The organism is Curtobacterium flaccumfaciens pv. betae, assembly GCF_026241855.1.
Classification (GTDB): Bacteria; Actinomycetota; Actinomycetes; order Actinomycetales; family Microbacteriaceae; genus Curtobacterium; species Curtobacterium flaccumfaciens.
Genome location: NZ_JAPJDC010000001.1, coordinates 3,048,418 through 3,072,319 on the forward strand (window position 1 = coordinate 3,048,418; position 23,902 = coordinate 3,072,319).

20 protein-coding genes are annotated in these 23,902 nt (G+C 72.6%); 10 read left to right on the top strand and 10 right to left on the bottom strand.

Going from position 1 to position 23,902, the window contains the following annotated elements:
* Nucleotides 1-70: 70 nt before the first annotated feature.
* The 3 genes from ORG17_RS14295 (at nucleotide 71) to ORG17_RS14305 (ending at nucleotide 2,149) form a co-directional block, all read left to right on the top strand.
* Entirely contained in the window at nucleotides 71-883 is an 813-nt protein-coding gene (locus ORG17_RS14295; protein WP_214527434.1) for a fructosamine kinase family protein, read from the top strand.
* Between the two features lie 260 nt (nucleotides 884-1,143).
* Nucleotides 1,144-1,413, top strand: a complete 270-nt coding sequence (locus ORG17_RS14300; RefSeq protein ID WP_214527435.1) for a hypothetical protein — start codon at nucleotides 1,144-1,146, stop codon at nucleotides 1,411-1,413.
* A 229-nt stretch (nucleotides 1,414-1,642) separates the two neighbouring features.
* On the top strand, nucleotides 1,643-2,149 hold the full coding sequence (locus tag ORG17_RS14305) for a hypothetical protein (protein ID WP_231495687.1): 507 nt from the start codon (nucleotides 1,643-1,645) through the stop codon (nucleotides 2,147-2,149).
* 68 nt (nucleotides 2,150-2,217) lie between these two features.
* Here the strand turns inward: ORG17_RS14305 and ORG17_RS14310 are convergent, their stop codons facing one another.
* Nucleotides 2,218-3,036 (bottom strand): helix-turn-helix transcriptional regulator, encoded by an 819-nt coding sequence (locus ORG17_RS14310; protein WP_214527436.1) that lies wholly within the window; start codon nucleotides 3,034-3,036, stop codon nucleotides 2,218-2,220.
* Nucleotides 3,037-3,554: 518 nt separating this feature from the next.
* Here ORG17_RS14310 and ORG17_RS14315 point away from each other — a divergent pair.
* The gene (locus ORG17_RS14315; protein ID WP_214527437.1) at nucleotides 3,555-9,125 is read left to right on the top strand and encodes a glutamate synthase-related protein; all 5,571 of its coding nucleotides are present in this window, start codon (nucleotides 3,555-3,557) and stop codon (nucleotides 9,123-9,125) included.
* On the top strand, nucleotides 9,122-10,912 hold the full coding sequence (locus ORG17_RS14320) for a sulfite reductase subunit alpha (protein ID WP_214527438.1): 1,791 nt from the start codon (nucleotides 9,122-9,124) through the stop codon (nucleotides 10,910-10,912). The genes ORG17_RS14315 and ORG17_RS14320 overlap by 4 nt, the downstream gene beginning before the upstream one ends.
* A gap of 425 nt (nucleotides 10,913-11,337) precedes the next feature.
* Here ORG17_RS14320 and ORG17_RS14325 read toward each other — a convergent pair whose 3' ends face one another.
* From ORG17_RS14325 to ORG17_RS14340, 4 genes are read right to left on the bottom strand one after another with little or no spacing between them, the layout of a single operon-like run.
* The gene (locus tag ORG17_RS14325) at nucleotides 11,338-11,733 is read right to left on the bottom strand and encodes a DUF7882 family protein (RefSeq protein WP_214527439.1); all 396 of its coding nucleotides are present in this window, start codon (nucleotides 11,731-11,733) and stop codon (nucleotides 11,338-11,340) included.
* Nucleotides 11,734-11,741: 8 nt separating this feature from the next.
* Nucleotides 11,742-12,956, bottom strand: coding sequence for an alpha/beta hydrolase family protein (locus ORG17_RS14330; protein WP_214527440.1), 1,215 nt, complete (start codon nucleotides 12,954-12,956; stop codon nucleotides 11,742-11,744).
* Nucleotides 12,957-12,960: 4 nt separating this feature from the next.
* A complete protein-coding gene (locus tag ORG17_RS14335; protein ID WP_214527441.1) occupies nucleotides 12,961-13,866 on the bottom strand; it encodes a hypothetical protein in 906 nt (301 codons plus the stop codon).
* Nucleotides 13,866-14,333 carry a hypothetical protein gene (locus ORG17_RS14340; RefSeq protein WP_214527442.1) on the bottom strand — a complete coding sequence of 156 codons (468 nt, stop codon included), beginning with the start codon at nucleotides 14,331-14,333 and terminating at the stop codon, nucleotides 13,866-13,868. Before ORG17_RS14340 ends, ORG17_RS14335 begins: the two co-directional genes overlap by 1 nt.
* Before the next feature lie 79 nt (nucleotides 14,334-14,412).
* On the opposite strand from ORG17_RS14340, the gene ORG17_RS14345 reads away from it, so the two are divergent.
* The gene (locus ORG17_RS14345) at nucleotides 14,413-14,796 is read left to right on the top strand and encodes an ArsR/SmtB family transcription factor (RefSeq protein ID WP_214527443.1); all 384 of its coding nucleotides are present in this window, start codon (nucleotides 14,413-14,415) and stop codon (nucleotides 14,794-14,796) included.
* Complete coding sequence (locus tag ORG17_RS14350) at nucleotides 14,796-15,779, top strand: SRPBCC family protein (protein WP_214527444.1); 984 nt, start codon at nucleotides 14,796-14,798, stop codon at nucleotides 15,777-15,779. Before ORG17_RS14345 ends, ORG17_RS14350 begins: the two co-directional genes overlap by 1 nt.
* 87 nt (nucleotides 15,780-15,866) lie before the next feature.
* On the opposite strand, the gene ORG17_RS14355 is transcribed toward ORG17_RS14350, so the two are convergent.
* Genes ORG17_RS14355 through mvk form a run of 5 tightly spaced genes read right to left on the bottom strand, consistent with a single transcriptional unit; the run spans nucleotide 15,867 to nucleotide 21,129 of the window.
* Nucleotides 15,867-17,018, bottom strand: coding sequence for a hydroxymethylglutaryl-CoA synthase (locus ORG17_RS14355; protein ID WP_214527445.1), 1,152 nt, complete (start codon nucleotides 17,016-17,018; stop codon nucleotides 15,867-15,869).
* Nucleotides 17,015-18,079, bottom strand: coding sequence for a hydroxymethylglutaryl-CoA reductase (locus tag ORG17_RS14360; RefSeq protein ID WP_214527446.1), 1,065 nt, complete (start codon nucleotides 18,077-18,079; stop codon nucleotides 17,015-17,017). Before ORG17_RS14360 ends, ORG17_RS14355 begins: the two co-directional genes overlap by 4 nt.
* Nucleotides 18,072-19,154 (bottom strand): phosphomevalonate kinase, encoded by a 1,083-nt coding sequence (locus ORG17_RS14365; protein ID WP_071247060.1) that lies wholly within the window; start codon nucleotides 19,152-19,154, stop codon nucleotides 18,072-18,074. The genes ORG17_RS14360 and ORG17_RS14365 overlap by 8 nt, the downstream gene beginning before the upstream one ends.
* Entirely contained in the window at nucleotides 19,151-20,152 is a 1,002-nt protein-coding gene (mvaD, locus tag ORG17_RS14370; protein ID WP_071247062.1) for a diphosphomevalonate decarboxylase, read from the bottom strand. The genes ORG17_RS14365 and mvaD overlap by 4 nt, the downstream gene beginning before the upstream one ends.
* Nucleotides 20,146-21,129, bottom strand: a complete 984-nt coding sequence (mvk, locus tag ORG17_RS14375; RefSeq protein ID WP_214527447.1) for a mevalonate kinase — start codon at nucleotides 21,127-21,129, stop codon at nucleotides 20,146-20,148. Before mvk ends, mvaD begins: the two co-directional genes overlap by 7 nt.
* Nucleotides 21,130-21,253: 124 nt before the next feature.
* On the opposite strand from mvk, the gene ORG17_RS14380 reads away from it, so the two are divergent.
* The 3 genes from ORG17_RS14380 to ORG17_RS14390 all read left to right on the top strand — a co-directional run bounded on the left by ORG17_RS14380 (nucleotide 21,254) and on the right by ORG17_RS14390 (nucleotide 23,880).
* On the top strand, nucleotides 21,254-22,846 hold the full coding sequence (locus tag ORG17_RS14380; protein WP_214527448.1) for a Mur ligase family protein: 1,593 nt from the start codon (nucleotides 21,254-21,256) through the stop codon (nucleotides 22,844-22,846).
* 36 nt (nucleotides 22,847-22,882) lie between these two features.
* Entirely contained in the window at nucleotides 22,883-23,356 is a 474-nt protein-coding gene (locus tag ORG17_RS14385; RefSeq protein WP_214527449.1) for a MarR family winged helix-turn-helix transcriptional regulator, read from the top strand.
* A gap of 101 nt (nucleotides 23,357-23,457) precedes the next feature.
* Nucleotides 23,458-23,880 carry an organic hydroperoxide resistance protein gene (locus tag ORG17_RS14390; protein WP_071406102.1) on the top strand — a complete coding sequence of 141 codons (423 nt, stop codon included), beginning with the start codon at nucleotides 23,458-23,460 and terminating at the stop codon, nucleotides 23,878-23,880.
* Nucleotides 23,881-23,902: the final 22 nt, after the last annotated feature.

Genomic DNA, 23,902 nt, shown 5'->3' on the forward strand with positions numbered 1-23,902 from the left:
GCCGGATCGCCGGATCGCCGGGTGACCGTCGGCTGAACGGTCGACGGTGCCCCCTCGGCAGGATGGGCCGATGGCCGAGACGCACGTGAAGACGTTCACCACCGCGGACGAAGCGGCAGCCGAAGCCGCCGGGCTCTCCTGGCTCGCCGAGGCCGAGGACACCGGCGGCACCCGCATCGCCCGTGTGCTGGGGCGCCCGACCCCGACCGTGCTCGACCTCGAGCTGATCTCCGACGGCTCCCCCACCGCCGCCCAGGCCGAGCGGTTCGGCCGCTCCCTCGCGCACACACACGCCGCCGGTGCCGACCACTGGGGTGCGCCGCCCACCGAGTGGACCCGCGGTGCGGCGCTGCGGATGGGCCGCTCGCGCACGCCGTTCGTCGCGGCCGATCGGGTACCGACGACCTGGGGCGAGTTCTTCGCCGAGTACCGCATCCGTGACTTCGTCCGCCGCATCGTCGACGCCGGCGGGTTCGACCACGCCGAGGCCGCCGTGTTCGAACGGGTCGCCTCGCGCGTGCAGGACGGCACGCTCGGGTCGCCGCAGCCCGCGCTCGTCGGGGACGGACCCGCGCGCCTGCACGGTGACCTGTGGGCCGGCAACGTCCTCTGGCCGACGGACTCGTCCGAACCGACCGGCGCCGTGCTCATCGACCCGATCGCCCACGGCGGGCATGCGGAGACCGACCTGGCACTGCTCGGGCTGTTCGGGCTCCCCCGGCTCGAGACGGTGCTCGCCGCCTACGACCGGGAGTCACGGCTGGCCGACGGCTGGCAGGAGCGCGTCGAGCTCCACCAGCTCGCGCCGCTGCTGCTGCACGTGTTCCTGTTCGGCGGCTCGTACACCGGGGCCGCACTCCGAGCAGCCCAGCGGTACGCCTGACCCCCTCGCACCGTGCGAGGGGCGCCGCACGAACGGTGCGAGGTTCCACACTCCGTGCGACCCCGCGTGCCTCGCACCGAGTGCGGAACCTCGCACCACGGCAGACCGCCCCCTCGCACCGTGCAAGGGGGCGGCACGCGGTGCTGCGGCCGCTTCGTGAGCAGAAGACGTCGGGTGCCGCGACCGCACTCGACATCTCCTGCTCACCGAGTGCCGCCCGGGTCGCATACTGGTCGGAGAACGCCGGACGAGGAGGCCCCGTGACGAACTCGTACGACAAGCTCCCGGGCCGCCCGGACCCCACCGACCTGGTGGTCGAGGTGCCGGCGTTCGAGGACGACCGCCCCCAGCCGGAACCCGCTCCGCCCGCCGCGGCGCCGGAGCTCGTGGCCGCGACCGAGTTCGCGCGGTCCTCGCACGCACCGCCCACGATCCGTCGGACGCAGATGCGGGCGGGCGCGTGGATCGCGGGCGTCCCGATCGCGGCGCTCGTGGTCGTCGCGATCGTGCAGATCCTGCTGCCCCGCTGACCGAGAGCGCGACCGAGCGGAGCGGGGCGCTCGGACGCCTTCTCACGCGCTCAGCGACACCTCACGCACAGCCGACGGCGTGAGGTGTCGCTGAGCACGAAATCCGGGCGTGGTCCGGATCGTCAGACGATCGACCAACGTCGAGCCCCATCCCGTGCATCCGCGTCAGAGCGCACGCAGGCTGGGTCCTGTCCGAGCAAGACGACCCGAACGGGTCACCACTGCAGAGATGGGAAACACGATCATGAACTCGTTCAAGCGCAAGTCCGTGAAGCTCCTCGCCGGCACCGCCCTCGGTGGCGCCGTCATCGCCGGGGCGTTCGTCGCAGCCCCCGCGCAGGCCGCCGAGCCCGCGCCGCCCAGCACCTCGTCGTCCGTCGGCGGCAACGTCAACGTCAACCTCGACCCGGTCGCGATCGTCAACGCGATCAAGGACGCCGTCAACGACCAGAGCGATCGTGGCGGTGCCGTGCAGGCGGCGCTCGACGTCGGCTACTGGAACGCCGGCAACCCCGACCGCCTCACCGTCGCGGTGGTCAACAAGAACCAGGACATCACCGTCGAGGGCGACGTCGCGGACGCCCAGTCGATCGACATCAAGGGTGGCAACTACGTCATCTACTGGTTCAAGGGCCCCGGCAAGGTCACCAACAACGGTGACGGCGGCTGGCTGAACTGGGGTGTGTTCGGCAACATCGAGCGCATCGACAACGTCATCCACGTCAACGGCGGCTGACTTCCCCGTTCATCGACGACGCCCCCTGGGACCTCGGTCTCCGGGGGCGTCGCCGTGTGCTGTCGGACTCAGGGAGCGTCGTCGCCCGCCTGCGCCGCCTCGATCGCCGACGGCCGGTTGCGTGCAGCCAGCCTGAAGTCCCTCCGAGACCGGATCCAGCCCCGGACGAAGGCGACCGACACCAGCGCCGTCCGGTTCGGTGCGTTCCAGGACTTCATCAGCCGGCCGAGGTGCCAGGCGACGGCCTGTCGGCTGTAGGCGGTCTCCTTGGCGATGGCGTCGTTCGAGAGCCCGCGGGCGGCGAGCGCCAGCATCCGCTCCTCGGTCTCGTCCAGGCCGGGCGCCGACGCCACCAGGTCGATGTCGTCGGTACCGAGTGCTGTCGTCGCGTCCGCCGACGCCCCTCCGCGGTGCTGCGCCCAGGCCTCCGCCCAGCACGAGCCGAGTTCGTGCGCCACGAGTGATGCCCGGCTCATCGCGAGCATCGTCCGGCCGGCATGGTCGATCGTCGTCGCGTGCTCGCGGGTGGCCGTGTGCATGACGAGGGCGAAGACACGGATCGCGGGCAGGGCGCCGCGGAGCACGACCGAGACGTCGACCTGCGGATCGTCGGCGCTGGCGGCTGCGACCTCGCGGAGCCGGACCAGGCACTCCGGATCGAGTGGTTCCCCACGCTCGACCGCGCGCAGTGCCGCGGGGAGCACGAGCGGGACGATCTGCTCGTACCGACGCCGGAGCCAGTCGTGCCCGTCGGGTCGGATCCCGTGCAACGGTGGCGCGAGCAGCAGCTCCGTGAACTCCGGGCACCGCTCGTCGAGCGCCAGCCCCAGCCGCTCCCCGGGGAGCAGCACGGCCGTCCGTCGTGCGTCGTCGCGCTCGGTCGTCATCGTGCGTCGACCGTATCCGGACAACAGGTGTCGTGTCCGCTGCGTTCACGTGGTGTTCGTTCTCACCTCGGCCACAGCGCTCCGCCTCGGTGTGGAGATCTCGGTGCTGGCGGCAGCCAACCCGGTGGCGACGGGCGTGCGGTTCGTGTCATCTGAGGCGTGGGTGTTCCGCGGGCGCAGACGACCGGAGCCATCCGCCCCGGTACCACCACCTCGGCGGGCCTACCGGGTGCGAGCAGCACGGCACCTGCCCGCCGCACCGCCCATCCGGGGCGAGGTCGTCCGCTCCGTGCGGCGCTGCGACCTCGCACCGAGTGATCGACCCCGCACCAGCCGGAGACCCCCGCGCCGCGCCCCACACCACCCGTGTTGCACGGTCGGTATACCAAGCCGTAGCATCGCCCTACCGCACCACCACCCCACAGGGCCCGACTGCCACCATCGGTCTGCCCGCGGCGAGCGCTCCATCGATGCAGCCCGCGCCGTCCGCTGCCGGCAACGCCCCACTGGACCCGCACGTGAACCCCACCTCTTTCGGTCTCTACGACCCTGCCCGCGAATCGAGCGATTGCGGCGTCGGTTTCATCACCCGTCTCGACGGGACGCCGAGCCACGACGTCATCCGCAAGGGCGACGAAGCGCTGTGCTCCATCCCGCACCGCGGCGGCAAGTCCGCCGAGGGTGTCGGTGACGGCGCGGGCGTCAGCATCGACCTGTCGGTGGAGTTCTTCAGCGCCATCACCGGCGAGCAGCTGCGCGCCGGGCACTTCGGCGTCGCGAACTGCTTCGTGCCGAGCAGCGACGGAGTGGACGGCTCCGACGAGCGTGCCCGCGCCGAGCAGACCGTCACGGACGCCATCACGGCCGAGGGCCTCGAACTGCTGCTGGTCCGTGACGTCCCGGTGGACCACTCCGTCGCGCGCCCCGAGGCCGAGCAGTACCAGCTGCCGATCGTGCAGTGGGTCTTCCGTGCTCCGTCCGACTGGGACCGCACCGAGGTCGACGCCGCCGCGAACCGCGCCCTGCTCGCCATCGAGGCGGTCTCCTACGCCCAGGCAGCCGCCGAGCGCGCCGAGCACGCCGCCCTGTACCCGCTGTCGCTCAGCGCCCGGACCCAGATCCTGAAGGGCCGGCTGAACTCCGGCGAGGTGATCGGGTACTTCACCGACCTGCGCGACCCCCGGCACTCGGTGCGGACGCTGTACTTCCACACCCGGTTCTCGACGAACACCGAACCGCACCCGACGATGGCGCAGCCGTTCCGCCTGATGGCGCACAACGGCGAGCTGAACACCGACCGCAAGAACCGGCTGTCGGACGAGGCGCTCGCGCGGGCTCGCACCCGGAGCATCGTGCGTCCGCCCGGGCAGTCGGACTCGAGCCGACTCGACCAGACCCTGCAGAGCCGCGTGTTCGACGACGGGCTCGAGATCATCGAGGCCGTGGTCTCGCTCATGCCGCCGGCATGGGAGAACGACCGCACCCTGACCCCGGACGTCCGGGACATGCTCGAGTACTTCTCGCTGTACGAGGAGAAGAACGACGGTCCCGCCGCCGTGATCTTCAGCGACGGCGACGTCGTCGGCGCCCGCCTGGACCGCCTGGGCCTGCGCCCGCTGCGCACCGTCGAGACGGCCGAGTACCTGATGGTGTCGTCCGAGGCCGGCCAGGTCGAGTTCGACGCCGACGAGGTCGTGCACCGCGGCCGCATCGAGGCCGGCGGCATGCTCGTCGTCGACCACCGCACCGGCACCCGCATGCGCACGGGCGAGGTGCTGCACATGCTCGCGGCCCGCCGTGACTACGGCACCCTGCTCGACGCCGCCCGCGTGAACCTGGACGACGTGCCCGCTCCGGACTACGAGCGCACGACGTCCACCCTGGGCTACGACGGCGACCTGTCGCTCGCGGGTCGGTACGTGGCGTACTCGCTGAACCAGGAGAGCTTCCGGTTCATGCTCGACCCGATGCTGCAGAACGGGTCGGAGCGCATCTCGGCGATGGGCTACGGCAACGCCATCAACGCCCTGAGCGACACCGAGGGCGGCATGGCGAAGTACTTCTCGCAGCGCTTCGCCCAGGTGACGAACCCGCCGCTCGACTCGATCCGCGAGGCCGACGGGATGTCGATGCGCGTGGCACTCGGCGCGAAGCCGGACGGCACGGGCACCACGGGGCGTCAGCTCGTCGTGCAGTCGCCGATCCTCGGGCACCTCGACATGGTGCGGCTGCGCGAGCAGGACATCGTGCCGCTCGAGCGCTTCGACATGCTCTACGTGCCGGTGCCCGCCGACGAGCAGGCCAACGCCGACGCGATGCGCGGCGCGCTGGACGCGCTGTGCGACGCGATCGAGGCGTTCGCGGCGCGCGGTGGCGGGATCGCGGTCGTGACCGACCGCGAGGTGTCGTCGACCCATGCGCCCCTCCCCGTGATCCTGGCCGTGGCCGCCGTCAACCAGCGGCTCATCGAGACCGGTCTGCGCCTGCGGGTGTCCGTCGTCGCGGAGAGCGGTCAGCTGCCATCGTCACACCACGTCGCGACCGCGCTGGGCTTCGGTGCCGCCGCTGTGTACAGCTTGAGCGCTCGGCTGCGCGCGGAGGAGAAGTACCCCGCCGCACCCGCACCCGCCGGCGAGCTGACCGCGACCGACCTGGCGCTCAAGCAGTTCCGCAAGGCCGCCGAGAAGGCCCTGGCGAAGACCATGGGCCGCGTCGGCCTGTGCACCGCCGAGAGCTACATCGGTGGCGAGTTCTTCGAGCCGAACTACCTCGACACCGGCGACGACGTGCTCGCGCGGATCTTCCCGCACATGCAGGCACCGGTCGGCGGCGTCGGCTTCGCGCGCATCGCCCAGGCGGCGACGGACTGGCACGAGCGTGCCCGCACGGTGGCGTCCGAGGGCCAGGTCCCGCTGCTCGGCCTGTTCAAGGAACGCTCCGACGGCGCCGGCCACTCGTTCGGCGTCGCGAGCGTCCGCGGGTTCGGCGGCATGACCGAGGAGCGCCCGGCCTTCGAACGCTCCGGCGACTCCGACGCGCTGCGCCTGCTCACGCTCGGCCAGCTCGACGACTCGTTCGGCATCACCGACGCCGCGTACCGGAACACCGGGTACGACCGGCTGAGCGACGCCGAGATCGACGCGCACCGCATCACGCCGGGCTACGTCACGTTCCTGCAGACGACCCACGACGAGCGGTCCCGCCGCCCCGCCGCGCTCCGCGACGTGCTCGCGCTGCCCGCGGACGTCACCGGGATCGACACCGCCGAGGACTTCGCCCGCGAGCTCGGCCGCTTCTCGACGAGCGGCAACGCCAGCGTCACCGTGCGCGGGCTCTCCGGCTCGCGTCCGTCGGACGACCAGGACCTGCCGGGAGGCACGGAGCGGTTCCGCCTGGAACTCACGTCGACGGGGACCACGGGTGCACTGCGCCACGCGGCCCTGGCGGACGGCCTCGCGCTGCTCCACCCCGGACAGATCGACGTCGACGCCGTCGACGACACCGGGGTGACGCTCCGCGCCACCGGTGCGGCCGTCGCCCTGCTCGCACTGCTGCAGAGCGCCCCGGCGAGCGTCGAGCTCGACGAGGTGCAGCCGGCCCACGAGATCACCCGGACCCTGGCGTCCGGCGCGATGAGCCACGGCGCGCTCGTCGCCACCGCCCACGAGGCCGTCGCGCACGGCACGAACATGGTCGGTGGCATGTCGAACAGCGGTGAGGGCGGCGAGCACCACTCCCGCTACGGCACCATCCGCGGCTCGCGCATCAAGCAGTTCGCCTCGGGCCGGTTCGGCATCTGGGCCGGCTACCTCGCCGACCCCATGCTCGAGGAGCTCGAGATCAAGATCGGCCAGGGCGCGAAGCCCGGCGAGGGTGGCCAGCTGCCCGCACCCAAGGTCACGGTGGACATCGCTGCGGCCCGGGGTGGCACGCCCGGCGTCGAGCTGATCTCGCCGCCGCCGCACCACGACACGTACTCGATCGAGGACCTCGCGCAGCTCATCCACGACTGCAAGGCCGCCCGCGTCCGGGTGATCGTGAAGCTCGTCTCGTCCGAGGGCATCGGCACCATCGCGGTCGGCGTCGCGAAGGCCGGTGCCGACGTGATCAACGTCGCGGGCAACACCGGCGGCACCGGCGCCGCGGCCGTCACCAGCCTGAAGTACGCCGGGCGCTCCGCGGAGATCGGTGTCGCCGAGGTGCACCAGGCCCTGGTCGCGAACGGCCTGCGCCAGAAGGTCACGCTCCGCTGCTCGGGTGCGCACCAGACCGGCAGCGACGTCGTCACGAGCGCCCTGCTCGGCGGCGACAGCTTCGAGTTCGGCACGACCGCGCTCATGATGCTCGGCTGCGTGATGGCGAAGAACTGCAACGTGAAGTGCCCGGCGGGCCTGACCACGAACGCCGAGGCGTTCGAGGGCGACCCCCGCGCGCTCGCGCAGTACCTGCTCAACATCGCCCACGACGTGCGGCAGATCCTGGCCCGTCTCGGCCTGCGCTCCCTGCGCGAGGCCCGCGGCCGGACCGACCTGCTCCAGCTCCTGGACCACCCGGCGAGCGTCGGCCGGCTCGACGCCCGTGCCCTGCTCGCCCAGGTGCCCGAGAAGATCGTCGCGGACCCGGAGTACCTGGAGAAGGACTTCCACACCGACGACGCCCTGCTCGAGCGCGTCCGCACCGCCCTCGTCGACCACGCGCAGGAGCACGTGCTCGTGCACGGCGTGCTGCTCGGCAACGCCGACAAGTCGGTCGGTGGCCAGCTCGGCATCGACCTCGAGCGTCTGCTCAACCACGAGCTCCGCGCCGAGGACGTGCAGGGCCTGCCCGCCGTGACGACGGACGACCGCGGACGCCGCCGACTGGTGGACGGCGCGGTCACGATCCGCACGCAGGGATCGGCCGGGCAGTCCTACGGCGTCTTCAACAACGACGGCGTCGTGCTCGAGCACACCGGCACCGCGAACGACGGTGTCGGCAAGAGCCAGAGCGGCGGACGGATCATCGTCCGCGCCCCCGGTGGCGGCAGCGCCGCACAGGGCGGCAACGTCCTGGTCGGCAACTTCGCGCTGTTCGGGGCCACCGGCGGCCGCACCTTCGTCGAGGGCGAGGCCGGCGACCGGTTCGCCGTCCGCAACTCCGGCGCGACCGCCGTCGTCGAGGGCCTCGGCGACTTCGGCTGCGAGTACATGACCGGCGGCGCCGTGTTCAACCTCGGCGCGTTCGGCAAGGGCCTCGGCAACGGCATGTCCGGCGGGTTCCTGTACCAGTACGACCCCTCCGGCCAGGTCGCCGAGCGTGCCAGCACGGACTCGCTCCTGGTGTTCCCGGTCACCGACACCGAGCGCGGTGCGTTCCACGAGGCCGCCGCCCGCCTGCTGCTCGAGTGGCACCTCGAGGCGACGGGTTCGGCCCTGGCCGACCGGCTGCTCGCCGAGTGGGACACCGCCCGTGCGCACGTGTACGTCGGCATGCCGCGTGCCCTGCTGCTCACGCAGGACGCCGGCGAGATCCTCGCGGCGGCGACCCGGCCCGAGCTCCTCGACGAGCTCGCGACCTCGATCGCCACCGACAAGCTCCGCGCGTTCAAGCTCGACTACCGCGACCAGCGCACGGTGCTCGACGGCCGCGCCCCGGCGCTCGGCGACCAGGGCGAGGACATGTTCTCGCTGCTGTCGTCGTACACGGTGCTCGGGGTCGCCCAGGACGTCGCCCTCGAGCGCGTCCCGGGTGCGCGCGGCGCCGCCGACCCGCGGGTCGCCGAGGCCGTCAAGAACCTCGTGCTCACCGAGGACTTCTCCGTCAAGCAGCGCGTCGTGAAGTACCTGCGCGGCACGCTCGACCGGTTCGCCGACGACCAGCTCGCCACGCTCATCGCGATCAAGCGGCTCGACGACTACAAGCGCGCGCTCACGCAGCGGAACAACCGCAGCATGGACGCGCCGGGCACCACGGGGTGGATCATGCACCAGAACGCCAAGAACGACGGCCGCGTCCGCGAGGCCCGCTTCGACGAGCTGCTCGCCACCGCGGCGCTCGAGGACATCGCCCGCCGGGCACCGCAGGCGCCGACCGAGGCGGTGACCGCGTGAGTCTGCTCCCCCCGACCGGGTCGCTGATCCCCGTCGACGCACCGTTCTCGGCCGCCCAGGAGTCCTGGCTCGCCGGGTTCATCGCGGGCATCGCCGCCGCCGGCAAGAAGGTCGCGGCCAGCGCACCCACGACGACGATCGACGTGCTCTTCGGCACCCAGACCGGCAACGCCGAGTTCCTGGCCGACGAGCTCGTTGCCGGCGCGAAGGCCCGCGGACTCGGCGGTCGTGCCAGTGCGCTCGACGCCGTCACCCCCGAGCAGCTCGCCGAGATGTCGCACGTGCTCGTCGTCACCTCGACCTACGGCGAGGGCGAGATGCCCGACAACGCCGGGCTGTTCTGGGACGCGATCCAGGCGAGCACCGTGCCGCGGCTCGAGGGGCTGCAGTACGCCGTCCTGGGCCTCGGCGACACGAGCTACGACGAGTTCTGCCAGGCCGGCAAGCTCCTCGACACCCGGTTCGAGCAGCTCGGCGCGACCAGGATCCACGACCGCGTCGACTGCGACGTCGACTTCGAGGACCCGGCCGCGCTGTGGACCGCGGCGGTCCTCGACCGCCTCGCCGCCGAGGCCGGCGCGACGGCCGCACCCGGCGCGACCACGGGCGGTGGCGCCGGCGACGGTGCCGGCGCGACCGGCGGGGCGGGCGCGAGCCGTGCCTCCCGGCCGGGGTCGCAGTGGAACAAGCGCAACCCGTACCCGTCCCGCCTGGTCGAGAACCGGCTGCTCTCCTCGCCGCGCAGCGCGAAGGAGATCCGTCACTACGAGTTCGACCTCGGCGACTCGGGCATCGAGTACGCGGCCGGCGACGCCCTGGCGGTCGTACCGATCAACGACGAGGTCTTCGTGGCGGACCTGCTCGAGCAGGTCGGCGCCAACGGCGGCGAGGCGTTCGACGGCCGGCCGATCACCGAGGTCCTGCGGACCGACCGTGAGATCCGGACGCCCTCGAAGGACCTCATCGCCGACCTGGTGCAGCGCGCGCCGTCGAGCGAGCTCGCGGCCGTCGTGGCGCACGGCGACAAGCACGAGCTGGACCGTTGGCTCTGGGGACGCGACGTCCTCGACCTGCTCCGCGACGCCGGCCCGGCCGCCCCGGGACTCGACGAGCTGCTGCCGAACCTGCGGCCGCTGCAGGCGCGGCAGTACTCGATCTCGTCGAGCCCGCTGGCGCACCCGGACCGCATCCACCTGACCATCGCGTCGGTGCGCTACGGCGACCCGCACCGGATGTACGCCGGTGTGGCGTCGACGTTCCTGGCCGACCGGGTCGACCCGGACGGCACCGTCGACGTCTACCTGCAGCCGAACGCGTCGTTCGGGGTGCCGGCGGACGAGTCGGCCCCGATGATCATGATCGGCCCGGGCACCGGTGTCGCCCCGTTCCGCGGGTTCCTGCACGAGCGCGCGGTGTCCGGGGCGACCGGGCGCAACTGGCTGTTCTTCGGGGACCAGCACCGGGACACCGACTTCGTGTACCAGGACGAACTCACCGAGCTGCAGGAACAGGGCGTGCTCGACCGCCTCGACCTGGCGTTCTCGCGCGACCAGGCCGAGAAGGTCTACGTGCAGACGCGGATGCTCGAGCGCTCGGCGGAGCTCTTCGCCTGGCTCGAGGACGGCGGCCACGTGTACGTCTGCGGCGACGCCTCACGCATGGCGAAGGACGTCGAAGCAGCGCTGCTCCAGGTCATCCGGACCGGACGCGGGCGCGGCGAGGACGACGCGCAGGCGTACCTGGCCGACATGCGTCGCGCGAAGCGGTACGTGCGCGACGTCTACTGAGCCGCACACGGACCTGACGGCGGATCCGCGTGCAGACGTGATGAGTCCGCCCCGGCCACGGAACCCGAATCCGATGGCCGGGGCGGTCCCGGAGGAGCGCCGGTCGATGGGGGCGGACCGGCGAGCCCCGCAGCGTGACGCACGCATCACCGACGCGTGGCGTCGGCGACCCGAGCAGGGAGTCCCCTGATCCGGGACTCACGTCCCTCGCTCGTCTCGGTCACCGGTGGTTGGTCGGCACCGGACTCGCTGTGCGTCACGGGCTGTTCGGGTTCCCCTCCTGCCGCGGACACTGCCAGCACCGGCGCCCTAGCAGGCCGGTGCGGGGGGACGACAGCGAACCGCGGTACGGAAACCGTACGAGGTGTGGAGTTCGAGCGGAACCCGTTGACCCGGATCAACCCGCTGTGCTACTGCTGCCGCGATCAGCGCGCGGTGCTCCCGCTCGGCGTCCCCGAGGCGTCGTCCGCGTCGCCGGGTGCCACCGCCCGCGACCACGCCGAGTCGTCCGCCGTGCTGGTGTCCGCCGGCTCCGGCGTCAGCACGAGCCCCGACCCCGAGGTGGCCGAGGCGTAGAGGTCCTCGAGCCAGCTGCGGTTGATCGACGGCACCCGACTGCCGGTGAACTTGAAGTGCAGGCTCACGTTGGGGTGCAGCCAGATCGTGCTGCGACCGTTGCCGTGGACGACGTCGTCCTTCCACGAGAACGCGAACCGGTGGTCACGCCGGAGCATGTTGACGATGACGATCTGCAGGTGCGTGAGCGCGCGGTCGTCGATCCGCAGGTCGAGCGGTCGGCCGTCGTAGATGAGCTGCCCCATGGCTCCTTCTACTCCTGCGCTCCGGTGTGCGCGAGACCAGACGCCCAGGTGGTGATGGTGCGGTCGAACCAGGCGGCGTCGACGTTGCGCTCCCAGGCGTGCTCGGCCGGCTCGCTGACCGCCAGGGTCACCGTGCCGGGGTGGGCGTCGGCGAACTCCTGACTGGCCGAGAACGGCACCGTGGTGTCGCCGGTGGAGTGGATGAGCAGGGTCGGTGGCAGCGGCCGGGGTGCGCGCAACCAGGACAGCACGCGCACGTCGACCGGCGAGCGCAGCCCCACCGTCCGGCAGAGGCCCGGTGTCGCCATCGCCTCGAGGGCAGCGCCCACCACAGGGCCGGGCAGCCCCGCGCGACGGGCCTGGGACCGGACGGTGACGGCCCAGTCCAGTGCCGGGGCGACGAGCACGATCCCGGCCAGGCGGCCACGGTGCGCCGAACGGGCGAGGAGTTCGTGCGTGATCGTCGCGCCCATCGACCACCCCACGATGACGAGCCGTTCGGCGCCGTTCGCGACGGCGTGGTCGAGCGCCGCTTCGACGTCGGCCCACTCGCGCGCGCCGAGGTGCGAGGCCCGGCCTTCCCACGGTGCTTCGCCGTCCCCGCGGAACGACGGGACGATCGAGGTCCAGCCGAGCTCGAGCGCGGCGGGGACGGTCCGGAGCGCGGTGACCCGGGTCGTCCGGATCCCGTGCACGTGGACGGCCCAGGTCCGGGCGGCCGCGGGATCGGCACCCCGGGCAGCCACGGAGTCGGCACCCTGCTCAGCACCGCGGTCCGGGCGTGCAGCACCGTCCGGCCCGGGCCGCACCACCCACGCGGGTGCCGGCCCCACCGGCGTCGGCAGCGACACCTCGGACCAGTCGACGTCCATCGCCGCCGGGTCCGGGTGCACGTGTCCGCTCCACCGCACCCGCGACGACACCGCGCCGGTCGTCCGCACCACGGCCCGGCGCACGAACCCGGCGGCTTCGTCGACCTCGAGCACCGGCCCGACGGTGGTGTGCCCCGGGCCGTCGTGCCACAGCCCGTACTCCCCCGGCCGCACGGTGTCGTCGGTGATCGGCAGCCGGACGGAGTCGGCGTCGGACTCGAGCACGGGCGTCCACCGATCGCCACCGGGCAGCACGATCCTGCCGACGACCTTCCGCAGGACGACCAGGACCGCCAGGGACACCGCCGCCAGCACCACGAGCGCTCCGAGCACCCACCACACGATCGTCACGCCGTCATCCTCCGAGGCTCCGGGTCAGGGTCCGTTCCGCCGACCGCACCTGCGCGAGTTCGGCGTCGTCGAGGGTCCGGCCCTGCACCTCGGCGTCGCGGATCGCGATGACCAGGTCGTAGGTCCGGGCCTGCGGGTCCCCCGGCCGCTCGACCGCCCGCACCGCGTGCCGCCGGGCGATGCGGCGCAGGCGTCGGTGGTGCCCGCGGTGGCGCAGGTCACGGCCCCACCGCCGGAACGTCAGCGAGGCCATCGCCACGACGATGAGCACGATGCCGAGGTAGAACGGCGGGTCGAAGGCCAGGCGCAGGCCGTCCCGCACCCCGGCCGGGAAGAGCCCGAAGTGGTCGGCGGTGAGCGAGGCGACCTCGTCGACGCTCGCCACGACCACCAGCGCGAGCCCGACGCGGAACACCACGAGCGCCACCGGGTTCTGCAGCACGCCGCGGCGCAGTGTCGTCGCGGCGATCAGTCCCACGCCCACCATGTAGACGGTCGCGTAGAGCCACATCGGGGTCTGCTCGATCTCGCGCACGATGAAGTGGAAGTCGGTCCCGCCGCGCTCCTCGACCAGCAGGAACGGCACCGTGAAGGCCACGACCACGACGAGCAGCGCCACCGGCCTGGCGAGCACCGGGCGCTCCGGCAGGTCGTCCGTGCTCGCGCGCAGCATCAGCCAGAACGCGACGGTCGCGCAGACGTTCTGCACCAGGTTGATGAGGTTCGAGCCGCCCAGGGCACCGTCGAGCACCGGCTGCGGCACGACGCTGCCGAGGGTCAGGAGCCCGAGCGCCCCGACGCCGGTGGCACCCCAGGCCGCCCGACCACGGGGGTTCCGCAACACGTACGGCGTGCGGGCGAGCAAGATCAGCGCCGCGAACCAGAAGGCCGCGGCGTGCAGGACGGCCATCAGCCGTAGGCCCGCTCGTCCGCGCCCGTGGCCCCGGCGAGCAGGACCGTCGCGAGCTCGTAGGCGAACCGTTCGGCGAAGTGCTCGTCGTCGTCGGAGATGCTCACGAGCCCGGAGTCGGCGTCGAGGGCACGACGGCAGACGTGGCCCCCGGCGACGAACTCGGCGACGGACGACGGGGTGGGGGTGCCGACGTCGCCGTGCACCAGGTGCCCGAGCTCGTGCAGCACGCAGTGCATGCGGTAGAGCGGCGGTGCGTCGGCCGGCACGAGCACCAGGTTCTCGTGCTCGAACTGCGACACGAGCGCGGTGAGCGGACCCCAGCTCGGGCCGTCGACGTCGACGACGCGCGTGGGCTTGCCGACCATCCGACCGACGCCGGTCACCACGTCGGACAGCTGCGGCGCACGGGGCAGGGTGGCGACGAGGGCACGGACGGCACCGGACGCACCCAGCTGCTCCGCCATCGCCCCTCCGATCTCCGCGGCAAGACTACCGGCAGGTCCCCCTTGTGGACGAGACCGGCCGGACGTAACCTACAACCAAATGGTTGTACGAATCGAACTGTCCGACGCCGAGGTCGACCGGGTGTTCCACGCACTGGCCGACGCGACCCGTCGTGACATCGTCCGGCGCACGCTCGTCGGGTCGTCGTCCGTGAGCGAGCTCGCGGACGCCTACTCGATGTCGTTCGCCGCCGTCCAGAAGCACGTCGCCGTCCTCGAAGGAGCCGGACTCGTGAGCAAGGAGGCCCGCGGCCGCACCCGCATCGTGCGCGCCGAACCGGAGCAGCTCGACCGGGTCCGTGATCTCCTCGACGCCTACGGCCGCCTCTGGCACAGCCGGATGAACCGCCTGGGCGACCTGCTCGACGGCGACGCGTCCGGACACCCAGCACCAGACGACCCCCGACGACACCAGGAGCGATGATGCCCACCACGTCCGTCCACACCGATCCCGACACCCTCTCGATGACCCTCGTCGCCGAGTTCCCCGTCCCCGTCGAACGCCTCTGGGCCGCCTTCGCCGACCCGCGCCAGCTCGAGCGGTTCTGGGGACCGCCCGGGTTCCCCGCGACGTTCACGACGTTCGACCTGCGCCCCGGCGGCCGTGCCGACTACCGGATGACGTCCCCGCAGGGCGAGCGGTTCCACGCCGTCTGGCAGGTCACCGAGGTCGACGAGCCCCGCCGCATCGTCTTCCGTGACCTGTTCACCGACCCCCAGGGCACGGTCGACGAATCACTGCCCGCGGGCGAGACCGTGTTGTCGTTCGGCCCGGCCGACGACGGCTCGCGGGTCACCGTGGTGTCCTCGTTCGCCTCGGCCGCCGACCTCGACGCGATGCTCCAGATGGGCATGCTCGAGGGCTACCAGCAGGCGTTCGGCCAGCTCGACCGGGTGCTCGCCGACCTGCGCGAGTGGGCGCTGGGTGCGGGCACCGAGACCGAGGTCCTCGACGACACCCACGTCCGGATCACCCGGGCGTTCGCGGCGCCGCGGCACCTGCTCTGGCGGGCACACACCGAGCCCGACCTGGTGCGCCGGTGGCTGCTCGGCCCCGACGGGTGGGAGATGACGGTGTACGAGAACGACCTGACCCCGGGCGGCGTGTTCCGGCAGGCCTGGGCGCCGACGGGTGACACCGAGGGTGAGCCCTTCGGGTTCGAGGGCGAGAACCTCGTCGTCGAACCCGAACGCCGGATGGTGTCGACCGAGCGCATGACCGGGGCGCCCTTCCCGCCGAACACGAACGACCTGCAGTTCGACGAGGACGACGGCGTCACGCTCATGACGCTGCTCGTCACCTACCCGGACCGCCAGCAGCGGGACGCGATCCTCGCGACCGGCATGACGGAGGGCATGGAGGCCAGCTACCGGCGGCTGGAGCGCGAGGTCCTGTCCGCAGCGTGACCAGCAGACGGACGGGAGGCCCGTGGCGGCGCCGCCACGGGCCTCCCGTCCGTCTGCGGTGTCCGGTCCAGGACGCCTCGTGCCGGTCTAGGACGCCTCGTAGTGCCGCGCGCCACCGCGCACGCCCGCGAAGCGGAACGGCGCGGTCGTGACGCGCGGACGCTCGACGTCCTCGCTGGTGGCGGCACCCGCGGCGTGCAGCGCGCGGTACGCGTCGACCGTCAGCGGGACCCGTGCCTCGAGCAGCGACCGCACACGACCCGCACGACGGTGCTCGCGGTAGTCGGGCCGGACGGTGCCGGTGATGAGCTCACCGACGCTGCCCGAGCCGTAGCTGAACAGGCCGAGCCGCTCCCCCGCCAGGTCGTCGTCCAGGTCGAGCAGCGCTGCGAGCCCGATCCAGAGCGACGCCGTGTAGGTGTTGCCGGTCTGCCGGTTGTAGGTGAACCCGATCGCCAGGTCGGCCTCGTCGAACGGTGCGCCGACGTGCTGCGTGAGCTTGCGGTGCGCCTTGATCGCCATCTTGGTGAAGGGCTGGTGGTGCACGAACCGGGCGATGTCGTCGTACGCCGGGCCGCCCTGTTCCGCCAGGTCGTCCCAGGCGCCGACGAAGGCGTTGACGTACGCGCTCACCGAGAGCCGACCGTCGACCAGCGCGGTGGAGCGGTCGTTCGGCCGCCAGAAGTCGTCGACGTCCGCCGTGTAGACACCCGCCGCCGGCTCGATCTTGATCAGGTCGGGGTCGGCGGACACCAGGATCGCGGCGGCACCGGCACCCTGGGTCGGCTCGGCCGGGGTGTCGACGTCGTACCGGGCGACGTCGGCGGCGATGACGAGCACCCGCTCGTGCGGGGCGCGGGCGACGATGCCGAGTGCGAGCTGCACCGCGGCCATCCCGCCGTAGCAGGCCTGCTTCAGCTCGACCACGCGGACGGCCTTCGGCAGCCCGAGCAGGCCGTGCACGTACACGCCGGCGGCCTTCGACTGGTCGACGCCGGACTCGGTGGCGAACAGCACCGTGCGGATGCCCTCGACGCCGTGCCGGTCGATGAGCTCCTTCGCCGCCGCGGCGCCCATCGTGACGATGTCCTCGTCGGGCGCGGGCACGCTGAAGGCGTCCTGCCCGATGCCGACGTGGTACTTCGCCGGGTCGACGCCGAGCCGCTCGGCCAGGTCGTCGAGCTCGAGCACGTGGTGCCCGGTCGCGATCGCGATGTCGTGGATGCCGACGCCGGTCATGCCGCACCCCCTGCGGGCTTCGCGCCGCGGCGTTCCATGGCGACGTGGGCGGCCATCAGCTCACCCGGGTTGGTCTGTGCGGCGAGGAGCGAGAGCTCCCCGCACAGGACGGTCGCGGCGCACAGGGCGGCGAGGCGGCGGGCGTTCCCGCCCGGCGCGCGGTCCTCGCGGCAGCCGAGGCGCACCAGGGCGTCCTCGACGACGGGCAGGTCCCCGCCCTTGCCGTTGCCGACCGTGCCGACGATCAGGTGCGGCAGCGAGGTCGCGAAGTACAGGTCGCCGTCGCGGTCCTCGGCGCTCGTGATGCCCTGCGAACCCTCGACGATGTTGGCGGCGTCCTGTCCGGTGGCCAGGTAGAAGCCGAGCAGCATGTTCGCGTAGTGCGCGTTCGCCGAGCGGATGGCCCCGGCGATCGTCGACCCGATCAGGTTCTTCGCGATGTTGAGCTCGACGATGCGCGCGGTGCTCGACCGCAGGCGCTTCTCGACGATCTCGCCGGGGATCACGATCTCGGCGATGGTGTTGCGGCCGCGGCCACGGATACCGTTCACCGCGGTGGCCTTCTTGTCGGTGCAGAAGTTGCCCGACACCGAGACGTACCGCAGGCCCGGCTGCCAGTCCAGGATCGCCGGCAGCAGCTTGTCCGCCGCCTGCGTGACCATGTTGTGGCCGGAGGCGTCGCCGGTGGTGAACGCGAAGCGCAGGAACAGCAGGTCCCCGACGATCTCCGGGTGCACCTCGATGAGCTTGGCGAACCGGCTCTGTCCGGACACGATCGCGGCGAGCTCGTCCTGGCGCGCGAGGATCTGGCCCGCGGCGACGTGGGCTGCGGCGGCGCTGTCGGCACGGACCACGACGGAGCGGGTCATGCGCTCGTCGACGACGGTCGCGACGATGCCGTCCTCGACCATGCGCGAGATGCGGGCACCCCGGCCGACGGACGGCCAGAGCGGCGACTCGTAGGTGGCGAGGGGGACCTCGTGCTCCCCCTGCACGGTGTTGCCGCTGACGCGGATCGGGCCGACCCACTTGGTGGGGATCGGTGTGAGCAGGTCACTCATCGAGGGCTCCTTCTGGTGCTCGCACCGCGACGCTGAGGTGTCTGATGTCGTGCGCCTCCCAGGCGCGGTGGATGCCGGCGGGGTCGGTGTCCGCCGGGACGAGCGCGATGCCGCAGTCGCCGCCGCCGGCCCCGGACGGCTTCGCCGCCCCGCCCGCGGCCTCGACGACGTCGCACAGGGTCGCGAGACGCTCGGTCTCGATCTGCGACCCGACGGACGCACCGAGGCGCTGCAACAGCCCGCGGGCGCGTCGGAGGGCACCGAGCGTGCGCTCGGCGTCGCCGGTCTGGAGGCCCGTGGTCAGGTCGTCGACGGCGCTGCGGCTCTCGTCGAGGAACGCCTGGTACCCGCCGTTGCGGTGCCGACGCACCACGTCGACGAGCTTCGTGGTGGACGCGGGCGAGCCGGTCCAGCCGACGAGCAGCTGCAGGTTCTCGGGAGCGGGCAGCCGCTGGACGTCGAAGCCGTCCCAGGCGTCGGCGTCCGTCAGGATCGCGGACACGGCGTGGTCGCCGAGCATCGCGGCGAGGCGCTCGCGGTCGGGGGCGCTGTAGCGCAGCCAGCCGCCGAACGTGCTCGCGGCGAGGTCGCCACCGGAGGCCCGGGGGTTCACCCGGATGGTGGCGAGCAGCGCGACCTGGAAGCGCTGACGCTGCGTCAGGCCGATGCCGTAGAAGCGGTCGAGGGCGCCGACCGTGGCGACGGTGACCGCGGCCGACGACCCGAGCCCGAACTTCCGGCCGCTGGCGTCGTCCAGTTGGCTCTCGATGCGCAGGTCGTGGAACCGCGGGGCGATGCCGTGCTCGGCGCGGAGCTTCTCGACCAGGTCGATCGTGGCCATCACGTAGTCGTACGGGTGGTGCTCACGGTCGAGCGCCAGGCCGTCCTCGGCACGGGTCCACGTGAGCGGCAGGTGTCCGTACTCCTCGGAGTGCACGCTGCCCGCGCCGTGGCCCTCGCGCACCTTCGCCGTGATGGCGCGGTCGAGGGCGATCAGGACGGACGGCTGGCCCGGCTCGACGACGGCGTACTCGCCGGCGACGAACAGCTTGCCGTGTGCACGGAACTCGATCACTGCGCGGACTCCTTCTGGTCGGGATTGCTCCCGATCTCTTCGGAGCGGAGCACCCGCGCGGCAGGTCCGGTGCCGGACTCGATGACGTCCCCCAGCGACGCGAGCGCCCCGGCGACCGCCGCCCGGTCCTGCGGCTTCGTGAGCACGACGACGTTCGGGCCCGCGTCGGCCGTGGCGTAGGCCTCGGTGCCACCGGCGCGCAGCTCGGCGACGGCGTCGAACACGGCGACGCTGCGGGCGTTGAGGTAGCGGATCGGCGGGAACGCGCCCTCGATCGTCGCGTGCATGCGGAGCGCGTTGCTCTCGGTGATCTCGCCGATGCGGGTGAAGTCGCCGGCCGCGCAGGCCGTGAGCATGTCGCCGACGGTCTCGGTCGTCGAGGTCACCCAGGCCGGGTAGAAGGGCGACGTCGCGATGGTGCGGCGCATGGCCTCGCGCGACCCGATCGGCTTCGGTCCGGCGTCGATCGTGACCACGACCATCGCCATCGGCGGGGCCGGGATCGGCTCGGCGAAGGAGCCCTGGTCGTCGCCCGCGTGCCAGACGGCGACACCGCCGGGGATCGAACGCGTGGCCGAGCCGGAACCGCGACGGGCCAGACGGGACAGGTCGCGCGGCGACAGGTCGAGGCCGTAGGCCGCGGCAGCGGCGGTCGCCAGTGCGGCGAAGCCGGACGCGCTCGAGGCCAGCCCGGCACCGGTCGGGACCGTGTTCTCGGACACCACCGACGCCCGCTCGGACGACCCCGCGAGTTCGCGCACCAGGTCGAGGAACTGCTGCACGCGCACCAGCGCACCGTCGTCGACGACGTGACCGTTCAGCGTGAACGCGTCACGCGCCTCCCGTCCGCCGTCCACCGTGACGGTGGTCGTCGTCGGGAACACGTCGAGCCCCATCGAGACGCTGCCCGTGGCGGGCAGCGCGAGCTGCGCGTCCGCCTTCCCCCAGTACTTGACGAGGGCGATGTTGGGGTGCGCGACGGCGGTGGCTGTCAGCAAGCGCGGGCTCCGATCGTGGTGGTCCAGGTGGCTGCGGCCCCTGCGCCGCGGAGTGCGGCCGCGATGCGGTCCGCGTGGTCGTCGTCCGTGGCGAGCGCGAGGACGCACCCGCCCCGCCCGCCGCCGGTGAGCTTCGCGCCGAGGGCGTCCGCAGCGCGTGCGGCGTCGACGAGCCGGTCCAGGTCGTCACTCGACACGTCGAGTGTGCTGAGCAGGTCGTGCGCGGCGTCCATGGTGGCACCCAGACCCTGGGCATCGCCGTCCTCGAGTGTCCCCCGTGCGCGCCGGGCGAGCGCGCCGATCCGGTCGATCACGGCGCCGACACCGACCGGGTCCTGGTCGTGGCGGGCGCGGACGGCCGAGACGGCCTCGCGGGTGTGCCCGGGGACGCCGGTGTCCGCAACGACGAAGGTGAACCGGGCGCCGAGCGTGACGGGTTCGATCCGGCCGCCCTCGAACCAGACCGGCGCGGACGCGACGACGCCCCGGGCGTCGAGGCCGGACGGTCGGCCGTGGGCGACGCGCTCGCACTCCTGGATGAGCTCGTGGTGGGTCTCGACGTCGAGGGTCTCGCCCAGGGCATCGGCGACGGCGGCGGTCACGGCGGCGGCGACCGCGGCGCTCGAGCCCATGCCGCGGGCGGTCGGGACCTCGCTGTCGACCCGGACGTGGAAGTGGCGGTCGGTGACCCCGAAGTGGCGCAGGGTCGCGGTGACGGCGGTGACGGTCGGCATCACGGCCGCGGGTGCGAGGTCGAGGGGGCCGGTGTGCACGGTCGACTGCAGGCTGTGACCGGGCTGCTCGGCGTCGGCGGCGACCGGCGTGACCGTCGCCACGACCCGCGCGTCGAGCACCGGCAGGACGAGAGCGGGTGCGCCGTAGACCACGGCGTGCTCACCGATCAGGATCGTCTTGCCGTGGGACGACGCCGATCCGTTGCCGGGGGTCGTGGTGTTGTCGAGGTCGCTGCTGGTCATCTTGGGTCACGTCAGCCTAACCGTCCGGGCCGTCGGCGTGTTCGTCGTGCGCTGCGGGCGGACCTGGGACGCCGTTCCGGGAGCGCGGCGCACCATCGGGGTCCGCCCACGACGAGGAGCCGCGATGCCGCACGCCTTCCGACCGGACCGCCCGAACCCGGTCCGACTCGACGTGCTCGCCCGAGCACTCGGCGTCGACGGGCCCGGCGACGGTGCCGGTGGTGGTGCCGCTGGCGGCCCCGGTGCCGTCCCGGTGGCTGGCCTGGCGCTCGCCACCGACGAGCTCCGGCCGGGGATGCTGTTCGCCGCGCTCCCCGGCCGCGTCACACACGGCGCGCAGTACGCCGAGGTGGCGCGCGACGCCGGTGCCGCCGCGGTGCTGACGGACCCGGACGGGCAGGCCGCGGCGCGACGGAGCGGGCTGCCGGTCGTCGTCGTGCCCGACGTCCGCGCACACCTGGGCGCCGTCGCACGGCTCCTCGCCGGCACGGAATCGCTGTCGTTCCCGCTGTTCGGGGTGACCGGCACGAACGGCAAGACGTCGACGGTGCACCTGCTCGACGCCCTGATGCGCCGGCTCGGGTGGCGGTCGGCGATCAGCAGCACGGTGGAGCGCCGTGTCGACGACGAGTCGCTGCCGAGTGCGCTGACGACACCGGAGGCCCCCGAACTGCACGCGTTCCTGGCACGCGCCGCCGAACGCGGGGTCGACGGTGCCGCCCTCGAGGTGAGTGCGCAGGGCCTCTCCCGCCACCGCACCGACGGCGTCCGGTTCGACGTGGCGGGCTTCACGAACCTGTCACACGACCACCTCGACGACTACGCCGACATGGACGAGTACCTGGCGGCCAAGGCCCTGCTGTTCACGCCGGCTCGGTCGCGGGCTGGCGTCGTGTCACTCGACTCCCCCGCCGGTCGACGCGTCGTCGAGCGGGCGACGGTCCTGGTGACGACGATCTCGACGGACCCCGCGGCCGGGGCCGACTGGACCGTCCTGGTGCGGGAGCAGCGGCCCGACGGCACCCGTTCGAGCCTGACCACACCGGACGGCACGACGTTCGACCTCGACCTCCCGCTGCTCGGCGTGCACATGGCGGCGAACGCCGGGCTGGCGGTGGCGATGCTCGCGACCGCCGGGGTGCCCGTCGCGGCCCTGCTCGACGCGACCGAGGGTCGTCTCGACGTCGTCGTCCCCGGGCGGATGGCGGACGCATCGGCCGCGACCGGGCCTCGTGTCTTCGTGGACTTCGCGCACACCCCGGACGCCTTCGCGAAGAGCCTGCAGGCGGTGCGGGCGTTCGCACCGGGCCGGGTCGGGATCGTCCTCGGGGCGGACGGCGACCGGGACCCGAGCAAGCGGGCGGCGATGGGTGCGGTGTCGGCCGAGGCCGCCGACGTCGTCGTCGTGGCCGACCACCACCCGCGGTTCGAGGACCCGGCCCCGATCCGGGCGGCCATCGTCGAGGGTGCGCGAGCGAGCGGGCACGACGCGCTGGTCGTCGAGGAGCCGGACCCGGCGCGGGCGATCCGCCGGGCGATCGCCGAGGTCGGTGACGACGGGGTCGTGTACTGGGCCGGTCCGGGCCTGACCGACTACCGGGACGTCCGCGGCGTGCACGTGCCCTACTCGTCGTTCCGGGACGCCCAGGCCGCACTCGCCGAGGCGGGGCACCTGCCCGGTGCTCGCTGTGAGCTCGCCTGCGAACCGTCGATGTAGGTTGCACACAACTGGGTTGCGTGACAGTGTGGACGCATGCCCGTGACCGACGAGATGGTGTGCTTCTCCCTCTACGCGGCGTCCCGCGCCACCACGCAGGCGTACCGCACGATGCTCGAACCCTGGGGCCTGACGTACCCGCAGTACCTGGTGCTCGTGACCCTGTGGGTCGAGGGCGACCAGACCGTCTCCGGTCTCGGCGAACACCTGCAGCTCGACTCCGGCACCCTCTCGCCACTGCTCCGCCGCATGGAGCAGAGCGACCTGGTCCGCCGCGAGCGCCGCAGCACCGACGAGCGCGTCGTCACGGTGACCGTCGGTGACCGCGGCCGCGAACTGCGGTCCGAGCTGAGCGGCATCCCCGCGCGGATCGCCGCAGGCATGGGCCTGGCCGACGAACGCGCGGCCGCCGAGCTCATCGCGACGCTGCACCGGCTGACCGAGACGATGCACGCGGCGGCCGACCCCGCCGGTGCCGCTGGCGCTGGCGCTGGCGCCGTTTCGCACTGAGCGACACCTCACGCCCCCGTGCGCCCGTGAACTGTCGCGGAGCGCGAGAGCACGCCGCACACCCACCAACTTCACGATCCGCCCCACAAGGAAGGAACCCCATGGAAACCCTCTACACCGCCGAGGCCCTGGCCACCGGCGAAGGCCGCAACGGTCACGTCGCCACGAGCGACGGCACGGTCGAGTTCGACCTCGCCATCCCCAAGGAGATGGGTGGCTCCGGCAACGGCGCCAACCCCGAGCAGCTCTTCGCCGCCGGTTACGCCGCCTGCTTCCACTCCGCACTGCAGGGCGTCGCCCGCAGCCAGAAGGTGAAGATCACCGACTCGTCCGTCGGCGGTCGCGTGTCGATCGGCCCGAACGGCAACGGTGGCTACCAGCTCGCCGTCATGCTCGAGGTCGTCATCCCCGGCCTGGAGCACGACCAGGCCCAGGCCCTCGCCGACGCGGCCCACCAGGTCTGCCCGTACTCGAACGCGACCCGCGGCAACATCGACGTCACCATCGTCGTCTCGGAGGACTGACCCATGAGCACCACCACCCCCA

What these genes read in the sequence shown, in the direction of transcription:
- ORG17_RS14340 (WP_214527442.1), bottom strand. Translation starts at nt 14,333, where the DNA reads ATGGCGGAGCAGCTGGGTGCGTCCGGTGCCGTCCGTGCCCTCGTCGCC.
- ORG17_RS14295 (WP_214527434.1), top strand. Translation starts at nt 71, where the DNA reads ATGGCCGAGACGCACGTGAAGACGTTCACCACCGCGGACGAAGCGGCA.
- ORG17_RS14325 (WP_214527439.1), bottom strand. Translation starts at nt 11,733, where the DNA reads ATGGGGCAGCTCATCTACGACGGCCGACCGCTCGACCTGCGGATCGAC.
- ORG17_RS14380 (WP_214527448.1), top strand. Translation starts at nt 21,254, where the DNA reads ATGCCGCACGCCTTCCGACCGGACCGCCCGAACCCGGTCCGACTCGAC.
- ORG17_RS14305 (WP_231495687.1), top strand. Translation starts at nt 1,643, where the DNA reads ATGGGAAACACGATCATGAACTCGTTCAAGCGCAAGTCCGTGAAGCTC.
- ORG17_RS14335 (WP_214527441.1), bottom strand. Translation starts at nt 13,866, where the DNA reads ATGGCCGTCCTGCACGCCGCGGCCTTCTGGTTCGCGGCGCTGATCTTG.
- ORG17_RS14355 (WP_214527445.1), bottom strand. Translation starts at nt 17,018, where the DNA reads ATGACCGGCGTCGGCATCCACGACATCGCGATCGCGACCGGGCACCAC.
- ORG17_RS14350 (WP_214527444.1), top strand. Translation starts at nt 14,796, where the DNA reads ATGCCCACCACGTCCGTCCACACCGATCCCGACACCCTCTCGATGACC.
- mvk (WP_214527447.1), bottom strand. Translation starts at nt 21,129, where the DNA reads ATGACCAGCAGCGACCTCGACAACACCACGACCCCCGGCAACGGATCG.
- ORG17_RS14385 (WP_214527449.1), top strand. Translation starts at nt 22,883, where the DNA reads ATGCCCGTGACCGACGAGATGGTGTGCTTCTCCCTCTACGCGGCGTCC.
- ORG17_RS14345 (WP_214527443.1), top strand. Translation starts at nt 14,413, where the DNA reads ATGGTTGTACGAATCGAACTGTCCGACGCCGAGGTCGACCGGGTGTTC.
- ORG17_RS14390 (WP_071406102.1), top strand. Translation starts at nt 23,458, where the DNA reads ATGGAAACCCTCTACACCGCCGAGGCCCTGGCCACCGGCGAAGGCCGC.
- ORG17_RS14360 (WP_214527446.1), bottom strand. Translation starts at nt 18,079, where the DNA reads ATGAGTGACCTGCTCACACCGATCCCCACCAAGTGGGTCGGCCCGATC.
- ORG17_RS14310 (WP_214527436.1), bottom strand. Translation starts at nt 3,036, where the DNA reads ATGACGACCGAGCGCGACGACGCACGACGGACGGCCGTGCTGCTCCCC.